This window comes from Clostridium sp. Marseille-Q7071, assembly GCF_965112025.1.
Genome location: NZ_CBCOPR010000001.1, coordinates 3,346,814 through 3,372,047, shown reverse-complemented (window position 1 = coordinate 3,372,047; position 25,234 = coordinate 3,346,814). Strand labels below are relative to the sequence as shown.

Sequence of the window (25,234 nt, the reverse complement as noted above, 5' to 3'; positions counted from 1 at the left end):
AAAGGAAACTTTTTAAACTTTTTAAATATATTTAGAAGGATTTTATAATTTTATGAAGAATAAAAAACTTATGCTGAGGGGCAAGGAGGGATTTCATTGGATAATTATAAAAATTTAAAAAGTAAATATACTAAGTTTTTTTCATTAGTTTTACTTTTTACATTTATTTTTTCAACACTTTTTTCAAATGTTACATTTTCCTTAGAAAATAATTCGTCAAATTTTAATAATGAGTTAAAAAAATATGAAAAATATTTAGAAATAAATAAGGAGCCAATAAGTTTATCCAAAGGTGATAATACTTATTTATATAAATATGTGGTTTCTACAAAAGAAGATGCAAAAAAATTAGTTTGGTTGTCTTCTAATGAAGATATAGTTTCAGTTGATGGTTTAGGAAAGATTAGTGCTTTAGAATATGGAAAAGCTAAAATATATGCTATAGATGATAGTACAAAATATGTATTTGAAATATATGTAGAAGAAGTAGAAAATGAATCTGTATCTGTAAAAAGTTATAGTGGTGATGAAGAAGAAAATGAGAATATTAAAAATAAAGATAGTGGACTTGAATTAAATGATGAACCATTAGAAAAAGTTAAAGGTGGATTTAGTGAATTTGAAGAAAAGATAAAGAGCTTAGACCTTAATGCACCACAGAGCTACATAGTAAACAATGCAAATTTCAAAGATAAAGAATATAAAGTATTTATAGATCCAGGACATGGTGGATCAGATCCAGGTGCCATTGGATTAAATAAGTTAACAGAAAAAGAAGTTACTTTAGCTGTAGGAATGAAAGTCAAAAGTAAATTAGAAGCTCAAGGGATTAAAGTTCAAATAAGTAGAGCCACAGATGTATTTGTTGATCTTTCTCCAAGAGCACAAATGGCAAATATTTTTGGAGCAGATGCTTTCGTGTCTATTCATAATAATTCATTTGGTGATAGAAGCGTAAGTGGAACAGAAACTTATGTTTATACTGGTACTGGAGAAAGAATAAATGAAAGCAAAAAGTTAGCTGGATTAGTACAAAATAATCTTCTCAATAATCTTGGTTCTAAAAATAGACAAGTTAAAAGTGCAGATTTTGCAGTTATTAGACAAACCTATATGCCAGCAATTTTAGCTGAATTGGAGTTTATAAGTAATCCAACTGTAGAAGAAAAAATGAGAACAGATAAATTTAGAGAAGATTGCGCTAATGCCATTGTAGCAGGAGTTTTATCTTATTTAAAAGATTCTTCTGGAACGGTAACACCTCCAACTGGAGGAGAGGCTGTAACTGGTGTTACTCTTAATAAGGATACTGTATATTTAAAGAAAGATGATACAGTGGCAATTCAAGCACAAGTAGCTCCTCAAAATGCAGGAAATAAACAAGTAACATGGACTTCAAGTCATCCTTATGTTGCAGTAGTAGATGCCTATGGCAATATAATAGGAAAAAGTGCAGGAACTACTACTATTACGGCAACAACGAAAGATGGAGGATTTAAGGCTTCAGCAACAGTACATGTTAAAGGTAATGTAGTAGGAGAAAGAATTTTTGGAAGTAATAGATATTTAACATCTTATGAGGCTTCAAAAAAAGGATGGCAAAATTCTGATTATGCAGTAATAGCTAGTGGAGTAGATTATCCAGATGCGTTATGTGCTGGGCCACTGGCAAAAAAATATAATGCACCTATTTTATTAAGTGAACAAAAAATTTTAACTGAAGGTCTTAAAAATGAATTACAAAGATTAAAAGTTAAACAAGTATTTATTGTTGGAGGAGAAGGTGCTCTTAGCAAAAATACAGAAAATCAAATAAAAGCTTTAGGAATTAATATAAAGAGAATTGGCGGAGCTAATAGATATGAAACTTCAGTATTAATTGCAAAACAAGTTGGAAATAGTGGTAAGATGGTTTTTGCTACAGGTTTAGATTATCCAGATGCATTGTCTATTGCACCAATAGCAGCAAATTTATCAATGCCTATAGTATTAGTTGGTAAAAATAATATTGATAAAGTTGTAAAAGAATATGTGGGTAGTCAAAATATTCAGCAAAGCTATGTAGTTGGAGCAGAAGGTGTTATTAGTAAACAAGTAGCATCAAATCTTCCGGTGGTGAAGAGATTAGGTGGAAATAATAGATATGACACTAATAAAGCTATCATTAATGAGTTTAAATCAACTATAAGCTTTTCAAACGTATATGTTGCAACTGGAATGGATTATCCTGATGCACTATCAGGTTCAGCGTTAGCAGCTAAGGGTGGACATCCTATAATCTTAACTCATCCAAGAGAGGCTACTGCAAGAGGAATAATAGAAAGTAACCTATGGTCAATAAATAAAGCTTATGTATTTGGGTCTAGTGCTTTAATTCCAAATGATATATTAGATATTAGTTATATAACTGTAAAGTAGTATAACCACAAAAAAGCAGATTGATTTATCAATTTGCTTTTTTTGTTTAAATTTAACAGGTGTACTAACAATTAATAGGGGAAAAATAATAAAAAAAGCTAGAGGTGATAATATGAAGAAAATAGTATTTGGTATAATAGTTTGTCTTATATTCAGTATTAATAGCATTGTATTAGCAAAGGATAAACCACCTACAGTGGAAATAAATCCACCTAGATTAGTTAGTGCTCCTACTTATAATGCTATAGTGGAGCCTAAGGAAGTAAAGTATACTAATGATTACATAGAAGTGGATTTAAAGATACCAGTGATAACTTATAATAACAAGGTTACAGAGAAAATTATGAATGATAAAATAGAAAAGCCCATTATGGATTTAAAAAACTCTACAGAAAAAGAGGCAAAGGAATTTTTTAATACTAAAGAAAAAGATCAGCCTTTTATGAAATATAATGTAACATCAGATTATGAAGTGACGTATAATCAAGGCAATGTATTAAGTGTAGTAGTAACTTTATATAACTATACAGGTGGAGCTCATGGCAACACAGAAAAAATAGCTTATAATTTTGATTTAAATACCGGTAAAACAGGATATTTAAAAGATTTCCTTTATGAAGAAGATAATTATAGAAAGGTTATCTTAGATGAAGTTAGGAATCAAATATCCAAGGAACCAGATAAATATTTCAAGGATATATTAAATACATTACATGGAATTCCATATGATCAAAATTTTTATTTAACTAAGGATGGAATAGTGATTTATTATCCATTGTATGATATTGCTCCGTATGTTGCAGGTATTCCTGAGTTTAAAATCCCCTATTCAAAATTCAAACATGGACTTAAAAAAGATGTAAGTATTAAAAGTGATAATGTTAGTATTGAAAAAGAGCAATCTGTTAAAAAGAGAGAAAACTATAGTGAATATTTATACTATCCACAAATTAAAAATTTAGATAATCCTATTATAGAAAAACAAATAAATACTATTATAACCAAAGATATTAGCAATTTTACTAAAGATGTGAAAAAGAAAGCCGAATTAAGTAAGGGGAAGCTAAATATATATAATAGGCCTGTTACATGGGGTGCATCAGTTTATTCAGATGAATATTTTGTTAATCCAGATTTAATTAGTATAGATATAACTTATTCGGCAAATGATGGAAGTACAATTAATTATATACTTTATAATAAAGGCTATAATTTTAATTTAATTACTGGAGAGAATTATAAACTTTCTGATGTTTTTAAAAAAGGTACTGATTATGTTACTTTAATAAATACAGAAATAAATAATCAAATTGAAAATATTATTAAAAGTTCAGAGTATAAATATAATTATAACTTTAAAACTATTAAAGCAGAACAGCCATATTACATTTATAGAGGAAACTTAGTAATTTTATTTGAAGCAGGGGAAATACTTTCAAAGGATTTTGGAGCTCCAAAATTTTATATACCACTTTATAAATTTGGTGATAAAATAAATCCACAATTTATAGAACATTAAAGAGCGTGATCTTGTCACGTTCTTTTATATAAATATAAATTTTGATAAAAAATATTGCTTAAGTAATTATTTATTGAACATAATTTGATATAATTAAACTTATTATGAAAATTATCTTTCTCATTCTTATTAAAAATACAACATAAATAGCTAAATATTATCAAAAAGTATCTTTTAATAGTAAAAAAAATTTTTCAAACAAGAGATATCATATTTTATAAGAGTTAATAGAGAAAAATAGATTATATATGTAGCTTACAAATTATGTAAAATGTGATATAATAAACTTACTTTAGATGGAGGGGATGAAAGAAATGTACAAGTTTTCAAATTCCATAGTTATACCAAAGAAATTAGAAGACATATTTAACTTATTTGTGGAATTAAAGGTTTTTTCAATAATATGGGATCACATTTTAAATATGGAGAAATTATCTGAAGAACCTCTAGGAGAGGGAACCAAGCTTAGGAGTATAATGCTAAGTGATGATATTGAATTGCAATCTACAGCAGAAATTATAGATTTTATTACTAATAAAATATTTACTATTAAGAGTAAAAGAGGAGGAGTGCAAACTATATATAAATATAGTTTTGAGAAGTTAGATGAAGGAACCTTAGTTCAATATTTAGCAGAAGTAAATTTTGATAATTTTCAAGAAGATTTAGCAGAGCAAATATTCGAGGTAATTAAAGAAGATGATCTTAATCATTTAGAAAAACTTCAAAATTATTTTACGGATGAGTTAGTTTGCTGTGTATCTTAAAAATATGCAAGATAAATATCTTGCATATTTTTTTATGCCTATATAATATATCTATTATATAGATAAACTACCTTAAAAATTAATGTATAACTGAATATAGTTACACCTTTAAATATTTTAATTTTCAATTTATAATGTAAAATTCACAATTATGGTTAAAATTAATTTTTTACTAGCAATATATTGCTAATTTTTCTACCTCTGGGGAACTTAATCAATGGAGAATTTAAAATGGAAAATTGACAACTCATAGGCCCCCTCAAGATGTTGGACACTTCGTTCAAATGACCATACAATAAAAAGTAAGATTAAGGGGGAGAACTATGAGCATAAAATTTACAAGAAAATTTACAGAAGAAGAACGAGTTGCAATTGTTAAGGAGGCATTAGAGTATGGAAGCAATGCTTTAGTTGCTACAAAATATGATATTAATCCTAAATTGCTTTCAACGTGGAAAGGGAATTATAGGAGATATCAACAAACATTGAAACCAAAGGAACCTAAAGAAGAAAATATAATTGTGAATTATAAGAAAGAGTATAAAAAACTTGTTGAAGAAAATAAACAGAAAGACCTAGAAATAGCAGTATTGAGAGATTTGTTAAAAAAAAAGAAAATGAAATAGATTATTATGAATATGCAGAGGAATGGATAGCATGTGGAGCACCAGTATCAAGTATTCTTAGAATACTTGGACTGAATAAGTCTACATACTATCGAAGGAAACAAAGTAAAAAGCATGAAAATATAGTAGTTAAAAAGAAAGAAGGAATTATTCCTGGATTTAGCTACAATATTGATAATGTAAAAATAAGTGACTTAATGATACAAAAGTATATTATGGAAATAAAGTCCTGTGACTATGGACGACACTATGGCTACAAGAAGGTTACGGCAGTTCTTAAGCGAAAGTATTGCTTAAGGATAAACAAGAAAAAGGTGCATAGGTTAATGACAGTATTAGGGATGATACAAAAATCTAAAGAACCAGTTACTAGGTATAAACGTATTTGCAAAAATCACTTAGTTAAACAGTCTAATCAACTTTGGGAGATGGATACGAAGTATGTCTATATTGCTGGTACACGTGAAGTTGCCTATTTAGCTTCAATTATTGATGTTTTTGATAGAAGTATTATAGCATGTAAGCTATCACTTTCTGCTAATGCTGAGGCAGCACAAGAAGTATTGCTTACGGCATTGTACAACAGAGGTATCAAAGATGCTGCCGACGGACTTACTGTCCGTACAGACAATGGTTCACAGTTTATAGCTCATGGCTTTGAAAAGTTATGTATAAAAGAAAAGACGATTCATGAAAGGATCCCAGTACATAGCCCAAACTATAATGCACATATAGAGTCATATCATAGATATCTTCAAGATGAGTGCCTAGCTGGTAAGATATTTAATAGTTTAGAAGAGGCGGAAGCCATCATTGATAAATATGTATATGGATATAATACGATACGAGTTCATTCATCAATAGATTATAGAACTCCTGATGAGTTCTATAATCTAAAAAATTGTAACTTTAAGAATGAGCTAGTAATTAGCATATAGTGTCCCATTTGAGGGGGCCAATCCGACAATTTTGGTGGAAATTAATTCTTACAAATTAATTTCTTTAAATAGATTTTCCAATAAAAATGACTGCGTCACTTTGAAAAGAAATAAATTTAGAACTTCTCTTATAAAAGAGAAGTATCAATAATTCTCTATTGTTAATCGTCAATTCTCAATTGTATAAGGGTTCTATTAAGGTGCAGTATGCTTTGGAACAAGAACTATTTATTTAACTAAAATAATGAAGATAGATAATACAACTAAATTCTACTGCGAAAAAGTGATTGCCTCATTTCAAAAATAAATAATTTTAAATTTCTCAGCTTTTGCTGAGGAATATTCGCAATTGTGAATTAATTTAATAGTTCAGTTTAAATTTATATATTTATAATAGTATTAAAGGAGTTATTTTTATGAAAAGAATAGTTGCCATTAATAGTAGCAAGAGAAAAGGAAATACTTATAATTTGTTAATAAATATAAAAGAGAAGCTTTTAAAAGAAGAAATGGAAGTAGAAATAATTAATTTATTTGATTATAGCATAAGTGAATGTAGAGGATGTTTTAATTGCATAACAAAAGATAAATGTCATATAAAAGATGATACAGAGATAATAATAAATAAATTATTAAGTTGTGATGGAATTATTTTAAGCTCACCAGTTTATATGTCCTCTATAACAGGAAAATTAAAGGTTTTTATTGATAGAACTTCAAAATGGTTTCACAGACCAGAACTAGTTAAAATACCCATATTAACAGCAGCTACTACTGCTTCATCTGGATTAAGGGCTACTATAAAACTAATGAAAAAAACTGTCATTGCTTGGGGTGCTATTCCAGCAGGCAGTATAACTAGAAATATAAAAAATATAAACAATGAAGTAAAAGATGATGAATTAAAGAATTTCAAAGAACTTCTTAATAGTTCAAGTAGAAAATATAAACCTACAATGGATGTGCTAATAAATTATCAAGTTCAACGAGCTTTAGCTAATAAAGTCCTTCCATTAGATAAAATTTATTGGAAAGAGAAAAATTACAATGGAGATTATTATTTTAATTGCAAAGTAAACATTTTTAAAAAAATAATAAGCAAAACTTTTTATAATTCTTTTTCAAAGAAAGTAAAGCCCATTAATAATATTCAATATGATGAAGAAAATAAGGTATTAAGTCAAAATAGAACATATAATTAAAATAATTATATGTAACAAAAATTTCCATTTTGTAATATTATATAAGTGAATTACTTTATATATGGAGGAATCTATGCAAGATAAAAGTCCTAATAATATCATAGGTCCTGATATAAATGAATATAGAGGTGATGTAGATTATACATTATTAGCAACTAGAACACCATATTGTTATGTACGTGCGTCTGGTTCAGGAACAGGAAGATTTAGAGTTGATAGAAGATTTTTTGAGTATGTTAGAGGGCTTAGATCAGTAGGAATATTAAGCGGTGCATATCATTATGCGGTACCTTCCTATGATTTAAGTACTGCTGATTCACAATGTGATGATTTTATTAGAATACTCCAAGATGCATATGGCCCAGGAAGATATGGTGATATGTTTCCAGTAGTAGATGTAGAAGCGCCAATAGACAAATCAATTTCTACTGATGCACTATTAGATTGGGTAGATAGATTTAGAAAAAGATTTGAAAGAAAAACTAGAAGAATATTAATGCTTTATACTGGTTCTTTTTTTATTGATCTTTATAACAATTTTTATCATTCAAGAAAAGGTTATATATTATCTGATATGCCTCTTTGGATTGCAATGTACCCAGAAATTCCAGGTAATCCGCCTTATCCAAGAGATGCAGGAGGATGGACTAGGTGGACAATATGGCAATTTACTGAAAATGGAACCATGCCAGGTATAAATCCTCCAGTAGATTTAAATTATGGTCCTACTAATCTAGATTACTTAACACCACCTAGAGATGTTAGAAACTTAAAAGCTTATGGTGATGACAAAAACATCTATTTATCTTGGGACAGAAATACTGATGTAGACTTAAATGGATATAATATATTCTTAGGCGCTGAATATGTAGGTACTGTAGGAAAAAATGTTACCAGTCATACTATAAGACTTTGGTATCCAAATAAAAATGCTAGATATGAAGTTGGAATTGAAGCTTTCGATGTAACTGGTGATTTTTCTCAAAACAGAACAAAAACTATAGTAATGCTTAGGCAAGCTTATGATGACATAGAAAGTGATCATAGTGGTGCAAGACAGGAAAAAGAAGAGTCCAAATGTCTTTCAGAGGATTATAATCAACAAGATTCTATGGAAAATGATAAATATCCTGAGGATCATAAGAAAGAATATAGTGGTTATAAAAAAGATATAGAGGTTGAAAATTACGATAAAAAGCATAATGAATATAAAAAAGATGCGAACCGTAAAGAGGATAGTAAAGATTGCAGTTGTTACAAAAAACATATGGAATTTAACTATGATAAAGAACAAAATAGTTATAAAAAAGATATAAAGCCTATAAGTTACGATGAAGGTTATAGTGATTATAAAAAGGACATAAAATCTGATGATTGTGATAGAGCGTATAATTATTATAGGAGTTATATGAAACTTGAAGATTTCAATAAAAAAGATATGAGATTTCAAAATTCTAGTAAATGTTATGATAATTACTATCAAGATGCAGAAAATGATGATTCTTATAATATAGAATATAATAAATTAGATAAAGTTTACGAAGACCATCAGGATTACAGTGATGAAAAAGCTTATAATAATTGTTATAGAAGCAAATATGAGATATATTATGATGAAAATGATGACCTTTATTATTATCCTGTTAAAGTAGTACATCCACAGAGATATATGGAAAAAAGAGCTGAAAATAAAATACAGTATTCTCCTGTATTTAAATATACTTTGGAAGAAGAAGAAAATGAATTTGATGACTTTGAGTATGAAAGCGAGCCTAACATACAGGTATCCAATATAAATACAAACGAATTTGATGACTTTGAATATAAAATGAAGCCTAATATACAGGTATCTAATATAACTAGAAATGAATTTGATGACTTTGAATATGAAATGGAGCCTAATATACAGGTATCTAATATAACTACAAATGAATTTGATGACTTTGAATATAAAATGGAGCCTAATATACAGGTATCTAATATAACTACAAATGAATTTGATGACTTTGAATATGGAATGGGGCCTAATATACAGGTATCTAATATAACTAGAAATGAATTTGATGACTTTGAATATGAAATGGAGCCTAATATACAGGTATCTAATATAACTACAAATGAATTTGATGACTTTGAATATAAAATGGAGCCTAATATACAGGTATCTAATATAACTACAAATGAATTTGATGACTTTGAATATAAAATGGAGCCTAATATACAGGTATCTAATATAACTAGAAATGAATTTGATGACTTTGAATATGAAATGGAGCCTAATATACAGGTATCTAATATAACTACAAATGAATTTGATGACTTTGAATATAAAATGGAGCCTAATATACAGATATCTAATATAACTAGAAATGAATTTGATGACTTTGAATATGAAATGGAGCCTAATATACAGGTATCTAATATAACTAGAAATGAATTTGATGACTTTGAATATGAAATGGAGCCTAATATACAGGTATCCAATATAACTAGAAATGAATTTGATGACTTTGAATATGAAATGGAGCCTAATATACAGGTATCCAATATAACTACAAATGGATTTTACGACTTTGAATATGAAATGGAGCCTAATATACAGGTGTCCAATATAACTACAAATGAATTTTACGACTTTGAATATGAAATGGGACCTAATATACAGGTATCAAATATAACTGTAAATGATTTTTATGATTTTGAATATGAAGTGGAGCCTAACATCCAGGTATCTAATATAATTACAGATAAATTTGATAGCTTTGAATATAAAATGAAGCCTGATATTAAAGTGTCTAATATAACTACAATGGACTATGGTGAAGAATTTGAATTTGCACGAGGTTACTATGATGATGATTTTGGGGATTATGAGATAAATGATTATAGAGATGAAGAGTTTTATGATAACTATAACAGTGAACACATAATACAGTATAGCAAAAAAAATAATGAAGAAATATTTGAAGATAATATCTTAGATAATTATGTAGATAAAAAAATACAAGAAGAGGACATTACTGAAAATAGGATTAATCTTTATGCTCTATATAATTATAATGAGGAAGATTATACTGAATATGAAAGACATATAGATGGTGAATATAATTATGATATAGAATATGAAAGTGAAAATGAAATAGAAAATGATACTAAAAATGAAGATGAATATAAAATGGAAGAAAAATACACAGAAAATGAAGATGAATATAGAGGAGAAGAAGAACCTACAGAAAATGAAGATGAATATAAAAGAGAAGAAGAATGTACAGAAAATGAAGATGAATATAAAAGAGAAGAATGTACAGAAAATGAAGATGAATGTAAAAGAGAAGAAGAATGCATAGAAAATAAAGATGAAAATAAAAAGAGAGAAGAAGATGCAGAAAATAAAGATAAAGATGAAAATGAAATAGAAGAAGAATATAGGGAAAGCAAAAATGGGGATGCAATTGAATATTTTGAGGAAGATTTAGGTGAGCATAAGACAGAACCCAGCATGGAAAATGAAAGTAAAGATGAGAGAGAATATTGTGCAAAAAATGAGAGTGAAGATGATATAGAACGTAATAGTAGAAAAGAATATAGGGACTTTAAAGATGAATATCACTATCAATATTTAAAAGAGGATAAAAAAATGTTAGAAGATTGGGATGGTATTCATTACAAGCATTGGTATGAAAATAATCATCGTAAAGATAATGACAAAAAGAAAAAGAAAAAATATCATAAAAAGCATAAAAGATAACTAAAGAAGTACCCTGATAATCAGGGTATTTTTTTAGTATATAAATAATTATAAAAAAATACATAAATAATTTTTAGATATTTCATTGATTAAAGATCAATATAATGCTTTCCCTCCTCATTTTTAATATGAATTTAAGAAATGTTAATTATGATTTATTCTTGAAGGTAATATTAATTATTACAAACTCACTATTTGAAGCTACTCTTATAGGCGGACCCCAAGTACCATAGCCAGAAGACACAACTAAATTAAAATCATCAATTTTATGAAGACCATATCTATAAGGATACATTAAGTCTACTAGTACCTGATTAATAAAAAATTGACCATTATGAGTATGACCAGAAAGCTGTAAATCGATATTGTTTTTTATATTCAAATCACTGTCTAGCGGTTTATGATCCAATAATATAATTGGTTTACTCTTGTCTATATTAGAAATTACATTAGATAAGTCTTTTCTTAAGTAATTTATATCCGTAGATGAAAAATCATTTCTGCCAACTATGTAAATGTCTTCTATTTTTATATATTCATCAATTAATAAATTTATAGTTTCATAGCTAGATTTAATTTCTTCCATGGTTCCATATTGATATTCATGATTGCCTATAATACCATAAACGCCATATTTACTTTTGATATTTGCTAATCCTTCCTTCATTTTTATTATGTATTCTTTAGGCGTGGATTCATCAAAAAAATCTCCTCCTAGCAAAACTAAATCTACATCTTCTTTATTTATTTTATCTATAAGTTTAAAAAAATCTTTATCATTAATTCCTACACCTAAATGTACATCTGAAAGGAAGACTACTTTTAAGGTATTAAGCTCAGATGGTTTTGAAATATCTATATTATAAATAGTGGTTTTTATAGTACGGCTATTAAAATAGCCAAGAGAAATAATAATACCTATTATAATAAAAACAAATACACCATTAAGATATATTGTTCTTAAGAATCCCCTTAATCTTTCAGATTTAGGAGCAAATTTTTTATATATAAATTTTATTAATGCAAAGATGGGAAGGAATAATATTAAATAATAAAGAACACCTAAATAAAAGCATCCTATAGTTAATAGTGGCAAAAATAAATAATAGGGTAAAATACTTTTACCAAAGGTAGCAATAACATAACAAAGAGCAATAGTCCAAAAGATATAATAAAAAATTCTCTCACTTAAGGAAGAAAAATAATGACTGATAGATGTATATATTTTTTTACTTATATAATAATTTATCATAATGAAAACTAATGCAAGTAAAATCACTGAAAATATATTTTTAAGAAATACTGTCATATCCATAATTTTTCCTCCTTTTTTTCAGTTATCTTATTAGGTTATTATTAGCTATTTTAGGTAAATAAATGTATTTATATATAAATTTATTAGATAATTCAAATAAATGTATAAATGATAAAAAATATGTTAAAATAACTATACAAAAAGTTAAATGGAGTGATGTACTTGGAATATTTAATTTTAGAAACAGAAGATGAGAGAATAAAGTTACCTGTAAATAAATTTAAGGGGTTCTCTGATTATGAGCACAAAGTAAAATTATCAATGAGTGAAGAGGAAATATTAGAAGTAGTTCAATTTGGAGCTGAAAATGAATATGCTGAAGTGAAAAAACTTTCACGAAATAATTGTTGTGAAGATAATAAGTCTACTGTGTACAAATTAGAAAATTTTGATATAAAAACAGATAGCACTACTTATGAAGAGCTTTTATATTATAAAAGTGGAGAAGAAGGCTATGAGTATGATTATGTGGAAGAATATGATGAAGAAGATGAAGAGGATTATGAGGAAAAGTTTAATATTGGATATAGATATATAGAAGACGAAAAAGATTTAGATAAAGATTTTGGAGAAGGCGACTTTGATTCAAAAACTTTATATATAATACAATGTGAATGTGGAGATTGGGAAATATTTATAGACTAAAAGCTGACAGAATAAAATCTGTCAGCTTTTTTTATGGAAATTAAAATAGTGTATAAATTAAATTTATGATTATTATAAGAAAAGTAATTGCAATAATTACCCAATATGTTGAAATATAAGTAAGGTAATGAAAATATATATACTTCATAAAAATTCATTATTTCATATTTAAGCATCAAATTTATATGATTGATTAATTAAATAATAGTTGACAAATAATACAATTAAAAACTATAATAGGAATATAACCAATAAAAAGGAGGTAGGAAAATGTTAAGTAATAATAATTTACATGAAGCTAAACTTAATAGAAATACAAATTATACCCTACCTCAATATAGGTTTTTAAAAGCAATTTAAGGTTTTATGTTTGTGATTAAGTCCTAGGGTATTCCTAGGACTTTTTATATGCATAAATAAAATAGCTATATCTATTTCTAAGGAGGAATGGATATAGCTATTTATTTTTTATATAGATTTTAAGTAAAATATCAGCCATCAATTATAAAAATATTAATTGATAAGGCAAGCAATAAGAGAATGTATGAAGAGGTGAGAAAAATGATTGAACTTCGTTATCCTCAAATAGAAGAGGCAGAAGAATATTTAAGAATTTTAAAAGATGGAAAGTACGAATTTTATCATGCAGCTATTCCAGAGGATGTTGAAGAAGAAATTAAATGGATTAAAAGAAGAGAGTACAAAAGAAAGAATAATCTCGAGTATAATTATTCTATAATTTATAGAGGAATTTTAGTGGGAGGGTGTAACATTAAAATATTTCGAGAGGCACCACATATAGGAGAACTAGGATATTTCATAGATACAAATTATTTTAATAAAGGAATTGCATCAGAAGTCGTAGCTAAGCTGGAGAAAATAGCCCTTGAAGAACTAAAATTAGTTAGGCTTGAAATAAGGATGGACCCAAGAAATAAGGCTAGTGAAAAGGTTGCAATTAAAAATGGTTTTCTTAAAGAAGGACTATTGAGAAAAGTTTTAGAATTTCAGGGAGAATATTATAATAATCTACTATATTCTAAGGTAAGGTGAAAATTATTATGAGTATGAGGAGTTTTAAAATTTGTAAATTAAGGACTCTGTTAGAGAAATAGAAAAAGAAAATTATAGTGCAATTGAAGAGTTTTGGTTAGGTGTAAAAAGAATAGGTACTACCTATGATGACGAACCTATAATGATGGAAGTGATAAATAGTATGCGAGATGTTTTACTAAATAAGGGATATAGTATAGCTTATGAAAATTTTCCATTAGGACATGATTATTTAGGCTGGGGTGAAACAGTAGCTACAGGACTTATAGCTTTAATTGGAATATAGCTGAGAGGCATAAAGTTAATTTTTAATTTCAGATGAAGTTTCAAATTACTATAAAACTAAATTAAAGGAGAGTATTATATGAATTTTAAATTTGAATCTACAACCATTGAAAAGATTTCAGAATTAATGGCGGAATATATAAAGACATTGTCATCGCCCTTTGATTCCTTTTTAGAAGACCATATAATAGCATCAGATTTTTATAAAATAGTTAAAGATTCAGTAGATATAGGCTATTTCTCAATTTTTGAAAAAAAGCTACTAACTCAATTTTATGTGAAATTTAAATATTTAAAATATGCGCAAGAAGTTTTTAGTTATATACTTGATAAATTTTCAATAGAAGGAGCTTATGTATGTGCCGCAGATGAATTATTTTTGAGCTGCATTTGTGATGTAAAAAATAAGGAGATAAAAAATCAAGCATACTTTTTTCAAGATAATAAAGAGAATCCTGAACCAGTGAAACCATATGATGGTGGAGTTTTAAGATTAGCAGAAAGTGAAGACATAGAAATAATAAAGGGAATCAGTGGAGATTTTTTGAGGACGTTCCTAAGCAAGATGCGGAGAAAGAAATATTTATCTTTACTGAAGGAGAAGAGGTTTTAGGCTTTGGTATAACTGAAAGAGGACAAGTATTACAGGGCTACACAAGCATAGGAATGTTCACAATTGTAGCATATAGAAAAAAAGGCATAGGTAAAGCCATAATAACTAAGCTAAAAAAATTATGTTATGAGAATGGAGAAATTCCTATATGTGGTTGTTGGTATTATAACATCAATTCTAAAAAGACCTTAGAAAGTTGTGGTTTTGTAACAAAGACTCGTTTACTAAAGGTAAAGTTCATTTAAAAATAATAGGAAACAGGGATAATATATTGAATATATATTTTAAAAATATTGCAGCAGATAATTGGAGAGAAGCTATTGCTCTAAAGATAGCTAAGGAGCAAGAGGCATATTTACCTCATTCTAACTTGATTTCAATTGCAGAATCTAAATTTTATCCTAAGTGGACAACTCTAGGTATATATAAAGATGAAGATATTATTGGATTTTCTATGTATGGTCCAGAAGACGAGAGGGATAAAGAAATATGGTTGATTCGATATATGATTGATGAAAAATATCAAGGACAAGGTTACGGTAAATATGCACTAGAAAAATTAATAGAAAAAATTAAAGAAGAAACTAGATGTGATAGGATTTGCTTAAGTTTTCATCCAGAGAGTAGATCAGCAGGAAAGCTTTACTCTGGTTTAGGCTTTAAGCAGTTTATTACTGGATTCGAAGCGGATGATGAGATTTTTTATAAATTAGAAATTGAATAAAAAGAGGGGTAAAATATGGGAATATGTAAATTAGAAATAATAAATTTTTTAGAGTTAAGTGGGAACTTGGTCTATTTAAAAAAGTTAGGAAGCGAATATCTTGAGGAATACTGTGAATGTTTTAAGAATGCCAGCATTGAATCAAGTGTTTTTACTGGAACAAAGGAGTTGTATACGAAATCTAATTTAGAAGGTTTCTTAAATACAATTGAAAATGATAGCAATCGAGCAGACTTTTTAATATTTTCTAAAAATTCTAACAAAATTGTTGGTGAAGTTGTTATTAATGAGGTAAGTGTAAAAGATAGAAGTGCTAATATAAGGATAGCTATTAATAAAAAAGAAGATTTTAATAAAGGATATGGAAGTGAAGCTATGATTTTAGCACTAAATTATGGTTTTGGAATGTTTAATCTTCATAGAATTGAATTAAGTGTGTTTGAATTTAATGAAAGGGCAATCCGTGTTTATAAGAAATTAGGATTTGTAAAAGAAGGAATTAAAAGAGATAGTTTGTATTTTAATCATAAATATCATAATGAAATTATAATGAGTATTTTAGAAGAGGAATTTAAACAATTATATATAAATTATGATGAGGATTTGAAAAATTTATTGTAATTTATAGAGATGTAAATTAAATGAAAGATTAAAGACATATTATTTATATGTAGGTTATAAAATAATTAAAATCAACTTCTGTACAAGCAGGTACAGGAGATATATTAAGGAGAGATAAGAATGGAAGTTATTTTAAAAGAAATTAATAGAGACAACTGGGAAAAGTGCATTGAACTTCAAGTAGAGGAGAACCAAAGAAAATTTGTAGCTTCAAATTCCTATTCATTATTGGAATCTAAATATGAGGATTATTGTTATCCAATGGGTATATATGATGGAGAAACCATGGTGGGATTTTTAATGTATAGCTTTGATAATGATACTAACAATTGGTGGATGTGCAGACTAATGACGGACAAGCAATATCAAGGTAAAGGATATGGTAGAAAGGCTATAGGATTACTAATTGATTTATTAAAAAAAGAAAAGGGAAATATAAAACTTTATACTAGCTTTGAACCAGAAAATGCTGTTGCTGACAAATTATATGAAAGTATAGGATTTAGAAAAACTGGAGAAATAGCTTGGGGAGAGGTGGTTATGGAGATACAGTTATAGTTAAAGGAGAAGATATTATGAGCTATAATTTTTGGAAAGGTGAAAAAATTGGACTTAGAGCAGTAGAATTAAAAGATGCAGAAAATTATTATAAATGGTTCTATGATTACGATTGTGAAGCTGATAGATACTGTGATGAAATACATTTTCCAAGAAACTGTGAAGCAATGAATGATATGGTTGAGAAAAAGTCAAAAGCAGCACCAGAAAATGATGAATTTACATGGATTATAGAAAATAGTGATGGAATAGCAGTAGGAAATATAAATACTATAAATTGTAATAGTAGAATAGGAACCTTTGGATATGGATTAGGTATATCAAGAGAATACTGGGGAAAAGGATATGCAAAGGAAGCTATAAAAATAATACTAAGATATTATTTTAGAGAATTAAGATATCAAAAGGCTACTGTTTATGTGTACTCCTTCAATGAAAGATCAATGAAGCTCCATGAAGCCTTAGGATTTAAAAAAGAAGGGGTAATTAGAAGAATGGTATATACTAATGGAAACTATTATGATGAAGTAATCTATGGAATGACTAGCGGAGAGTTTGATGAGATAGATGAAAAGCTTGAACTATGCTAAAGATAAACAAAAGATAAAAGCATCTAAAATAAAGATCAAGCAGGAGTAATTAAATTTATACTTATTAAACTTAGGGGTTATGAATATGAAACGGATAATGATTTTAGGTTCACCAGGCTCAGGAAAGTCAACATTAGCTAAGAGCATAGGAGAAATAACTGGCATAGAGGTAATTCATTTAGATACTCTATTTTGGGCGCCAGGATGGGTTAAGGTTCCTAGTGAAGAATTTGAAGAGAGAGTTAAAAGCTATGCTGAAAAAGAGTCTTGGATTATGGATGGAAATTATAGTGGAGTTTTAGATATAAGGCTTAGTACTGGTGATACAATAATTTTTATTGATGTGCCAAGGAGTAAATGTCTATATAGCGTAGTTAAGAGAAGATTTCAATATAGTAGCAAAACAAGAAGTGATTTGACAGTAGGATGTAACGAGAAAATAGACTGGGAATTTATAAAATGGATATGGAATTTCCATAAAGATAGTAAACCTATTATATTAAAAGAAATAGAAGAAAAATCAGAGGGAAAAGAAGTCTATTATTTAAAGAATAAAAAAGATATAGAGTTTTTTATTAATCAAGTAAAGAAAAGAAGAAATATATAGATTATATTTTAAAAAATAATAATAAATAAAGGAGACACAATATTAGAAGTGTCTACTCAAGGTATAGGTGAACAAGTTGTAGTGATTGAAACAGGGCTTGGATCTCTATTTTATGATTGGTATAGTATAGCAAAAGAAGTTTCTAAGAAAGCAAGAGTAATTTTATATCATAGAGAGGGCTATGGAAATAGTTCAATGGCAAAAGAGAAATTTACAACAAGAAGAGTAGCCGAAAATTTAAAATTATTGCTCTCAAAAAAAGGTATCAATGAACCAGTAATATTAGTAGGGCATTCCTTTGGAGGAATGTGTGTGCTGCACTTTGCAAAATTATATCCAGAAATGGTGAAGTCTTTAGTTTTGGTGGATTCATCTCCAGTAGAAATGTATAAAATAGAAGATTTAAAAAGACAACTCCAATCCATACAAGAAAAATATCTTACAATTAAGGCAATAGAAAGATTAAAGAAGCTAGGTAATATCAATGAGGAGGAACTAAAAAAAGAAATTAATCTAAGTGTTTTGGAATATAATAGTGGATTTACGGAAGAAATTCAAGAAAATATAGGAAAAGCTTTAATTAGTTCTAAGTTTCACAGAGCTCAAAGTTCTGAACTCGAAAATATGATAGACAGTGGGATAGAGATAGAGAAGCTGTCTATAGAAATGTTAAAAAATATGCCAATAAAATCAATAGTAAGAGATGGACAGATAGAAATAAATAAATTAATAAAGGTTGGAATACCAGAAGTTGAAGCAAGAGCTTTGGAGGATTTGATTCAAGAGTTGAATAGAGAAAAACTAAATTATTCATCAAAAGCAGAATTAATATTTGCTAAAGGTTCAAGTCATAATATTTACAGTAATTATCCAGAGATAATTTTAGAAACTATTGATAAAGTATTGTAGCCATTATTAAGAGTATATATATGGTTATTTAGATTATATATTAGAGAAGCAGTAGATTAAAAGGCATATTATCAATAAAGGATGGTATAAAATGAAAATTGAGAATTTATCACAAGAAAGAATAGTAGATTTCATAAACTATTGTAAGAGTCATAGAAAAGAAGTAGACGATAGCTTTTTATACGATGAGGATTTAGAAAGGTTTAAACTTGGTGAAGAAAATCCAACCTATCTTTTAATAGATAAGGATGAGAATATTATTGGAGTGGCTTCTCTTATTATTGATGAATATAATAAAAAATGTAAAAAGGGTAGGTTTAGAATATTTCATAGCATAACAAATAATTTAGAATATTATAGAGAAATGCTAAGAGAAATATTAAAACATACAGAAGAAATAAATAAGATATTTGTTTTTGTTAAAGAAGAAGAGAAAGAGATTATAAATATTCTTAATAGTTTGAATTTTTGCATTCAAAGATATTCCTTTTTACTTAAAAGGGATGTAGGACCTATAGGAGAAACAATATTTCCAGAAGGATTTAATTTAAAAACCTTTGAATTTAATAGAGATGAGGAGCATTGGTGTGAAGTTAGGAATGCAGGCTTTGCAAAACTTAAAGGCAGTGAAACACCTAGAACTCCTGAAATGATAAGTGAAATGCAATATGATAGAGGGCTATTACCAGGAGGTATGAAAATTCTATATAGCCATGATGAGCCTGTTGGAATAGTGGGTGTGTCAAGTGAGATTGAAGATGGCATAGAATATGCATTTATACATTCTTTAGCAGTAAAACCTGAATATCAAGGGAAAGCTCTTGGAAAAAACCTTCTAAGAACAGCTCTACACCATGGAAAAACTCTCGGTATAGATAGGGGAATGCTCAGTGTGAATGGAGAAAATGATAAGGCTTTAAGTTTATATTTTAAAGAAGGCTTTTATAAGGATGAGGTAGTAATTTGCTATAACTATGATATAAGGTAAATAATTAGTGGATTAAGGATGTTTTTTTAAGACTCAGTAAAAAGAGCTAAATATGTATTGGAGGAACTGTAAATGAATCTAGAATTTAGAAAACCTACAGAAGCTGATTCAAGAGAGATTGCTACTTGGAAGTTTGAAGGAGAGTATTCCTTTTATGATAATGACAAAACAGAATTAAAAAAAGAATGGGCACTAAACCTTCATAAAGAAGAGAATACCTATGCTATATATAATGAAAGCAATAAATTAATAGGAAACTGCTGTTTTGAATTTGATGAGGAAGGAGTTTCATTTGGAGTTCAAATGAAACCTTCATTAACAGGTAAAGGCATGGGGGTAGAAGTAGTAACAGCTCTTTTAGAATTTGGAAGAGAAAAGTATAAGTTTACTGAGATATCCTTGCTAGTTGCTAAATTTAACCAAAGAGCCATAAAAGTTTATGAAAAATTAGGATTTACAGTTAGTGAAGAGTTTATGTGGCATGTGAATGGTGAGGACAAAGAGTTTTATGAAATGATAAATGCTTGGTAAAAATAGGTGAAGGCTATGAGGAGTTTATTTGTAATAGGAGACAGTATATCAATCCATTATGGTCCATACCTTAGAGAAATGATAAAGGACAAATTTACCTATGATAGAAAAAGAGGATTAGAGCATGCTCTGGTGGATTTAGACAAACCAGTTGGTGCTAATGCAGGAGATAGTAGTATGGTTTTAGAATATTTGCAAGAGGAGCATAAATTAGGAAGTATATATGATGTTCTAATAATAAATTGTGGAATGCATGATCTTAGAAGGGATAGAGAATCTAATGTGGTTCAAATTAAAATAGATAAATATAAAAGTAATTTAGAGGAGAGCATTAAAATTTCTAAAGAGATGTCAAAAGAAGTTATATGGATATCCTTAACACCTATTATTGATGAAGTTCATAATGCAAGAAAAGCTGGAGTTCTAAGATATAGTAGTGAAGTTGAAAAATATAATGAGATTTCAACATCAGTTATGAAAGAAGGTAATGTGAAAATTATAGATTTATATAACTTTACTAAAAATTTAGGTGGAGATATTTATTATGACCATGTACATTTTAAAGATGAAGTTAGGAGATTACAAGGGGCCTTTATTGCAGGATACTTAAATTCAATATAAAAGCTGGAGGTAAAAATATGCTAATAAAAGATTTTGAGAAATTAATTGTAAATGTATTTACCAAGGAAAAACTAAATCTAGTAGAGGGAAAAGGAGAATATGGCTTCACTAATATAGGAAGAGACAGTATCAAAAAAGTAGGATATTGTACTAATTTAACTCCAGATTCAGCTAAAGAAGCGGTTGTTAATAAAGTGGATTTACTAATAACTCATCATGATGCATGGGAATGGATAGATGGAATGAAAAAACAGGTTCTTAGTATATTAAAAGAGAATAATATATCTCATTTTTATGTACATGCTCCCTTAGATGATGCTGAGTTTGGTACAAGTGTTTCATTGCTTGAAAAATTAGGTTTTAGAGTTACAGAAAAATTTGCTCAGGAGGAAGGATTCTACAATGGAAGAGTTGGAGAGGTAGATGAGCCTATAAGTCTTGAGATTTTAACAGATAACATAGAAAGTTTGTTAGAGGAGTCAGTTCGTGTTTGGAAGAATAATGATAAGAAAATTAAGAAAGTAGGGGTTGTAACAGGGGCAGGATTCTCAGCTATTGATATGAAGGAAGCTGTGGACTTAGGGTGTGATGCATATTTTACTGGAGAAAAGATATTATATACAATTCAATATGCAAAACAGGCAAATATAAATCTTATTGTAGGAAGCCATACATTCACTGAAATATTTGGAGTGGAGAGTTTATGTGAATTAATTAAGAATTCCTATAAAGATATTGAGGTTGTTAAGATAGAGGAAGAGCATATTGAATAAAATGATTATTAGACGACATAACTACTAAATAAGAGATGCAAACAATGTTCTTTGAAAATTGAATAATGCGGTATTTACAAAATATGTTATAATTAATTCATTATAGTAATATATAATGAATTAAAAATCATTAGCAAGGATTGGGACCAATGAACAAAATCAAAAAGAAACATGTGATTATAGTGCCTATAGCACTTATGCTAATTCTTATTGGGATATTCTTTATTCAAATTACAAGCCTTGGATATAAAATGACAGTTCCACTCTGTGGATATACACAGGTTAAGGAGAATATATATGTGGACAAAAATTTTAATGGAGATAGTTCCAAGGTACTGTCAATTATAGATGAGCAAATAAGAGGCTAGCGACGTTCTGGGGAAGTACTAAAAGTAAGCCTAAAATTATTATTAGCGATAATGAGAAGAATCTTAAAAAATTAGGTTGGACGGGGAGTCCAGAAATAACTACTACTGCTGTATTCTTTGGAGTACATAGTTATGTAGTAATATCTCCTAGGGGGTTAAATATATGATTTTTGATACAATACTTTTTGACTTGGATGATACTATACATGATAGAAACAAGTCATTGTGTAAGTTTGTTGACCTTTTTAAACTGAAATATTCAAATGCATTGAACTATGATAGTAAGTTGATTATGAGAGATATTTTTTTTGAAATTGATTGGCGAGGATATAGATCAAGAGAAGAAATGTTCAAAGATTTACAAAGCAGAGTTTCATGGAAATATAAACCTAATTTAAAAGAATTAATTGATTTTTGGAATGAGGAATTTCCAAAATGTGCTGAACCTATGGCTAACGTATATAAAGTTTTAGATTTCCTTATGAATAAGAATATAAAAATGGGAGTTGTAACAAATGGCCATTCCGATTTTCAAAATACAAAAATTGATAAATTAAATTTAAGAAAATATATGAAAACTATAATTATTTCTGAAGAAGTTAATATTAGAAAGCCTCACCCTGAAATATTTCATCTTGCTTTATCTAGAATCAATTCAAATAGGGAAACTACATTATTTGTTGGAGACAACCCTTTGTGTGATATAAAAGGAGCAATTGATGCTGGCTTAGCCTCTGTTTGGTTAAGTAATGGGCAAGTATGGGATACAAAATATTATATTCCAAGATATATTATTAATAATATATCTGAACTTATGAATATATCATATAAGCCAGTTGAAATGTTGACCAAGTAATATTTTAAACTTTTTATGCAAATATGAGTAAAGCAGTTTAGTTAATATATTACGCATTTTTCATATTTAACGTCATAACTAAAAAAACGAACAATTTGCTCAAACACCGCATTATTCATAAATTGAATTTTACGGTGTTTTTGCGTCGCAATACAAAAAAATTACGAATTAAAAACCTATCAACCTCTAAGACATACAAGGGCAAAAGAGTACGTAGAGCAAGGTATGGGTATTAGTATTATACAACAAATATTAGGGCATCAAAGTCTTAAAATGACTGTTCATTATGCCACAGTAACAGAAAATACTCTTTACGAGAAATGGAAGAATACAGAGGATTTAGACTTGTTTAGAGTTAATACTGAAACCAATAATCTTGAACAAGTAGATTTAAGCTCTGATGATGGTGAAAATCTTATAAGGTATGAATATGTTAAAAAGAATTTAGATGCTGTAAGAGTACCTTTTGGTGTGTGCTTTAAATCTTCTAAATTGTCTTGTAAGCAACAAATGAATCATTGTTTAACTCGTGCAAGTTTCTGCACTATAGTTGAAAATATATCTGAATATGAAGAAGAAATAGATTATGTTAAGAAACAGATAGAAGTTAGTGAAAGATGTGGTAGAGAGCTTTGGGCAGAGAAGAACAAAACATGCTTAAAATTATTAGAAAATACACTCGAAAGAGTTAGGGACCAAAAGATACTCCATAAAAATGGAGCTTCAAGGAAGGATGTATTATAATGGCTGGTAATACTAAAGGATTAAAGAAATATGCAGAAGAAAAGAATAGAGGATTTAAGACAACAGCAGGTTAGTAGAGAAATGAATCAAAGGCTTAAATATGATAAGACTTCTAAGGCTAAGGACATTATCATAATGGCGAAAGATAAAAAGATTAAGGAACTTGAAGAAGAAAATAAGAAGCTGAGGGAGCAGTTAGAGATACTAAGAGGTAAGCTGTATGAAAAAATGTAAGTACACAAAATTTCTTTGTATTATGATGTAATACAAAGAAATTGATTACAACCAAGGTAATAATGAGAATTGAAGGCAAAACATGATGAAATTGAGGAGGTAAGTATATGGATGTTTCACATATTGTTGAAAGAATTAATGATCTTTTTAATGTAACAAATAAGGAAATCTATTCTAGTGAATCTGGGATTACATACCGCGCAGATAAAAAAGTTAAAAAATTAGGATACTGTGTTAATCTAACGCTTGAAACTATAGAGGAAGCAAGAATTCATGGAGTTGATATGATGGTGACACACCACGATGCATGGGATGAAATATATGGATTAAAAGAGGCATGCATAGAAAAACTAGCAGAGTATGGTATAAGTCACTACTATAATCACTTGCCACTTGATGACTGTAACTTTGGAACAAATGATAGTTTATTAAAAAAATTGAATTTAGAAAATGTTAAAAGAACCCACGAATGGGAAGGGCTATATTTTGGTAGAGTTGCAGAATATGATGAAGAAATTGAATTTAATGAATTAGTAAAAAATATTGAAAATCTACTTGAAGAACCAGTTAGATTTTGGCAGTTTAATGACAAAAAGGTGAAGCGAGTGGGCTTAGTCTGTGGTAATGGAGGGCCAACAACTTGTCTTAAGGAAGCAGTTGAAAATAAGTGTGATGTATACATTACAGGTGAATGTAATTTGTATACGATTCAATATGCTAAGTTTAAAGGGATAAATCTTATCATTGGGAGTCATACTTTCACAGAATTATTTGGAATTCAAAGTTTAGCATTGAAATTGAATGAGAATAAAAAAGAACTTGAAGTAGTGAAACTTAATGAAGAGCATTATGAAGCAAATATAAAATAAGACATAATAACAGAGAAATACGTATAACTTAAAAGAATTTAACAATTAAATTATAGACTACATTAATTATATGTAGTCTATGTATAAAGATAGTAAAATAAGTCAGTGTAGG

The 25,234-nt window shown here is 28.3% G+C and carries 25 protein-coding genes and 3 pseudogenes; 27 read left to right on the top strand and 1 reads right to left on the bottom strand.

Annotation, left to right across the window (positions count from 1 at the left end; translation table 11 throughout):
• The first annotated feature begins 96 nt into the window (after positions 1–96).
• The 7 genes and pseudogenes from ACWPW7_RS16010 to ACWPW7_RS15980 form a co-directional block, all read left to right on the top strand.
• Positions 97–2,418, top strand: a complete 2,322-nt coding sequence (locus ACWPW7_RS16010; protein WP_454054322.1) for a cell wall-binding repeat-containing protein — start codon at positions 97–99, stop codon at positions 2,416–2,418.
• 112 nt (positions 2,419–2,530) lie between these two features.
• Entirely contained in the window at positions 2,531–3,937 is a 1,407-nt protein-coding gene (locus ACWPW7_RS16005; RefSeq protein WP_454054321.1) for a PdaC/SigV domain-containing protein, read from the top strand.
• 314 nt (positions 3,938–4,251) lie between these two features.
• The gene (locus tag ACWPW7_RS16000) at positions 4,252–4,704 is read left to right on the top strand and encodes an SRPBCC family protein (protein WP_039630039.1); all 453 of its coding nucleotides are present in this window, start codon (positions 4,252–4,254) and stop codon (positions 4,702–4,704) included.
• Between the two features lie 323 nt (positions 4,705–5,027).
• Positions 5,028–5,330: a transposase gene (locus ACWPW7_RS15995; RefSeq protein ID WP_454054320.1), complete on the top strand. Its 303-nt coding sequence runs from the start codon at positions 5,028–5,030 to the stop codon at positions 5,328–5,330.
• Positions 5,294–6,268 (top strand): IS3 family transposase, encoded by a 975-nt coding sequence (locus ACWPW7_RS15990; RefSeq protein WP_454055526.1) that lies wholly within the window; start codon positions 5,294–5,296, stop codon positions 6,266–6,268. Before ACWPW7_RS15995 ends, ACWPW7_RS15990 begins: the two co-directional genes overlap by 37 nt.
• A gap of 416 nt (positions 6,269–6,684) precedes the next feature.
• Complete coding sequence (locus tag ACWPW7_RS15985) at positions 6,685–7,470, top strand: flavodoxin family protein (RefSeq protein WP_454054319.1); 786 nt, start codon at positions 6,685–6,687, stop codon at positions 7,468–7,470.
• 73 nt (positions 7,471–7,543) lie between these two features.
• A pseudogene (locus ACWPW7_RS15980) lies at positions 7,544–8,476 on the top strand (GH25 family lysozyme); the annotation flags it as partial.
• Positions 8,477–11,366: 2,890 nt separating this feature from the next.
• Here the strand turns inward: ACWPW7_RS15980 and ACWPW7_RS15975 are convergent.
• Positions 11,367–12,533 (bottom strand): metallophosphoesterase, encoded by a 1,167-nt coding sequence (locus tag ACWPW7_RS15975; protein ID WP_454054318.1) that lies wholly within the window; start codon positions 12,531–12,533, stop codon positions 11,367–11,369.
• Positions 12,534–12,695: 162 nt separating this feature from the next.
• Between ACWPW7_RS15975 and ACWPW7_RS15970 the strand changes: the two genes are divergently transcribed.
• From ACWPW7_RS15970 to ACWPW7_RS15875, 20 genes and pseudogenes are all read left to right on the top strand, one after another.
• A complete protein-coding gene (locus tag ACWPW7_RS15970) occupies positions 12,696–13,178 on the top strand; it encodes a hypothetical protein (protein WP_454054317.1) in 483 nt (160 codons plus the stop codon).
• Between the two features lie 561 nt (positions 13,179–13,739).
• A complete protein-coding gene (locus ACWPW7_RS15965) occupies positions 13,740–14,231 on the top strand; it encodes a GNAT family N-acetyltransferase (protein ID WP_454054316.1) in 492 nt (163 codons plus the stop codon).
• Between the two features lie 163 nt (positions 14,232–14,394).
• Complete coding sequence (locus tag ACWPW7_RS15960) at positions 14,395–14,517, top strand: hypothetical protein (RefSeq protein ID WP_454054315.1); 123 nt, start codon at positions 14,395–14,397, stop codon at positions 14,515–14,517.
• Between the two features lie 78 nt (positions 14,518–14,595).
• Complete coding sequence (locus tag ACWPW7_RS15955) at positions 14,596–15,129, top strand: hypothetical protein (protein WP_454054314.1); 534 nt, start codon at positions 14,596–14,598, stop codon at positions 15,127–15,129.
• The gene (locus ACWPW7_RS15950; protein WP_454055525.1) at positions 15,096–15,374 is read left to right on the top strand and encodes a GNAT family N-acetyltransferase; all 279 of its coding nucleotides are present in this window, start codon (positions 15,096–15,098) and stop codon (positions 15,372–15,374) included. Before ACWPW7_RS15955 ends, ACWPW7_RS15950 begins: the two co-directional genes overlap by 34 nt.
• A 26-nt stretch (positions 15,375–15,400) precedes the next feature.
• Positions 15,401–15,853, top strand: coding sequence for a GNAT family N-acetyltransferase (locus ACWPW7_RS15945; RefSeq protein ID WP_454054313.1), 453 nt, complete (start codon positions 15,401–15,403; stop codon positions 15,851–15,853).
• 15 nt (positions 15,854–15,868) lie between these two features.
• The gene (locus ACWPW7_RS15940) at positions 15,869–16,474 is read left to right on the top strand and encodes a GNAT family N-acetyltransferase (RefSeq protein ID WP_454054312.1); all 606 of its coding nucleotides are present in this window, start codon (positions 15,869–15,871) and stop codon (positions 16,472–16,474) included.
• A 120-nt stretch (positions 16,475–16,594) separates the two neighbouring features.
• On the top strand, positions 16,595–17,032 hold the full coding sequence (locus ACWPW7_RS15935) for a GNAT family N-acetyltransferase (protein ID WP_454054311.1): 438 nt from the start codon (positions 16,595–16,597) through the stop codon (positions 17,030–17,032).
• Positions 16,999–17,622 (top strand): GNAT family N-acetyltransferase, encoded by a 624-nt coding sequence (locus ACWPW7_RS15930; protein WP_454054310.1) that lies wholly within the window; start codon positions 16,999–17,001, stop codon positions 17,620–17,622. Before ACWPW7_RS15935 ends, ACWPW7_RS15930 begins: the two co-directional genes overlap by 34 nt.
• 85 nt (positions 17,623–17,707) lie before the next feature.
• The gene (locus ACWPW7_RS15925; protein WP_454054309.1) at positions 17,708–18,229 is read left to right on the top strand and encodes a DNA topology modulation protein; all 522 of its coding nucleotides are present in this window, start codon (positions 17,708–17,710) and stop codon (positions 18,227–18,229) included.
• A gap of 48 nt (positions 18,230–18,277) precedes the next feature.
• On the top strand, positions 18,278–19,138 hold the full coding sequence (locus tag ACWPW7_RS15920) for an alpha/beta fold hydrolase (protein ID WP_454054308.1): 861 nt from the start codon (positions 18,278–18,280) through the stop codon (positions 19,136–19,138).
• Between the two features lie 91 nt (positions 19,139–19,229).
• The gene (locus ACWPW7_RS15915) at positions 19,230–20,126 is read left to right on the top strand and encodes a GNAT family N-acetyltransferase (protein ID WP_454054307.1); all 897 of its coding nucleotides are present in this window, start codon (positions 19,230–19,232) and stop codon (positions 20,124–20,126) included.
• 72 nt (positions 20,127–20,198) lie between these two features.
• Positions 20,199–20,657, top strand: a complete 459-nt coding sequence (locus ACWPW7_RS15910) for a GNAT family N-acetyltransferase (protein WP_454054306.1) — start codon at positions 20,199–20,201, stop codon at positions 20,655–20,657.
• Between the two features lie 15 nt (positions 20,658–20,672).
• Complete coding sequence (locus tag ACWPW7_RS15905) at positions 20,673–21,278, top strand: SGNH/GDSL hydrolase family protein (protein ID WP_454054305.1); 606 nt, start codon at positions 20,673–20,675, stop codon at positions 21,276–21,278.
• 17 nt (positions 21,279–21,295) lie between these two features.
• Positions 21,296–22,051 carry a Nif3-like dinuclear metal center hexameric protein gene (locus ACWPW7_RS15900; protein WP_454054304.1) on the top strand — a complete coding sequence of 252 codons (756 nt, stop codon included), beginning with the start codon at positions 21,296–21,298 and terminating at the stop codon, positions 22,049–22,051.
• Positions 22,052–22,200: 149 nt separating this feature from the next.
• Complete coding sequence (locus ACWPW7_RS15895; RefSeq protein ID WP_454054303.1) at positions 22,201–22,419, top strand: hypothetical protein; 219 nt, start codon at positions 22,201–22,203, stop codon at positions 22,417–22,419.
• A 163-nt stretch (positions 22,420–22,582) separates the two neighbouring features.
• Positions 22,583–23,275, top strand: a complete 693-nt coding sequence (locus ACWPW7_RS15890) for an HAD family hydrolase (protein WP_454054302.1) — start codon at positions 22,583–22,585, stop codon at positions 23,273–23,275.
• A 186-nt stretch (positions 23,276–23,461) separates the two neighbouring features.
• Positions 23,462–24,019, top strand: a pseudogene (locus tag ACWPW7_RS15885) (tyrosine-type recombinase/integrase); the annotation flags it as partial.
• A 36-nt stretch (positions 24,020–24,055) separates the two neighbouring features.
• A pseudogene (locus ACWPW7_RS15880) lies at positions 24,056–24,253 on the top strand (DUF6262 family protein); the annotation flags it as partial.
• A gap of 107 nt (positions 24,254–24,360) precedes the next feature.
• Positions 24,361–25,122, top strand: coding sequence for a Nif3-like dinuclear metal center hexameric protein (locus ACWPW7_RS15875; protein ID WP_454054301.1), 762 nt, complete (start codon positions 24,361–24,363; stop codon positions 25,120–25,122).
• Positions 25,123–25,234: the final 112 nt, after the last annotated feature.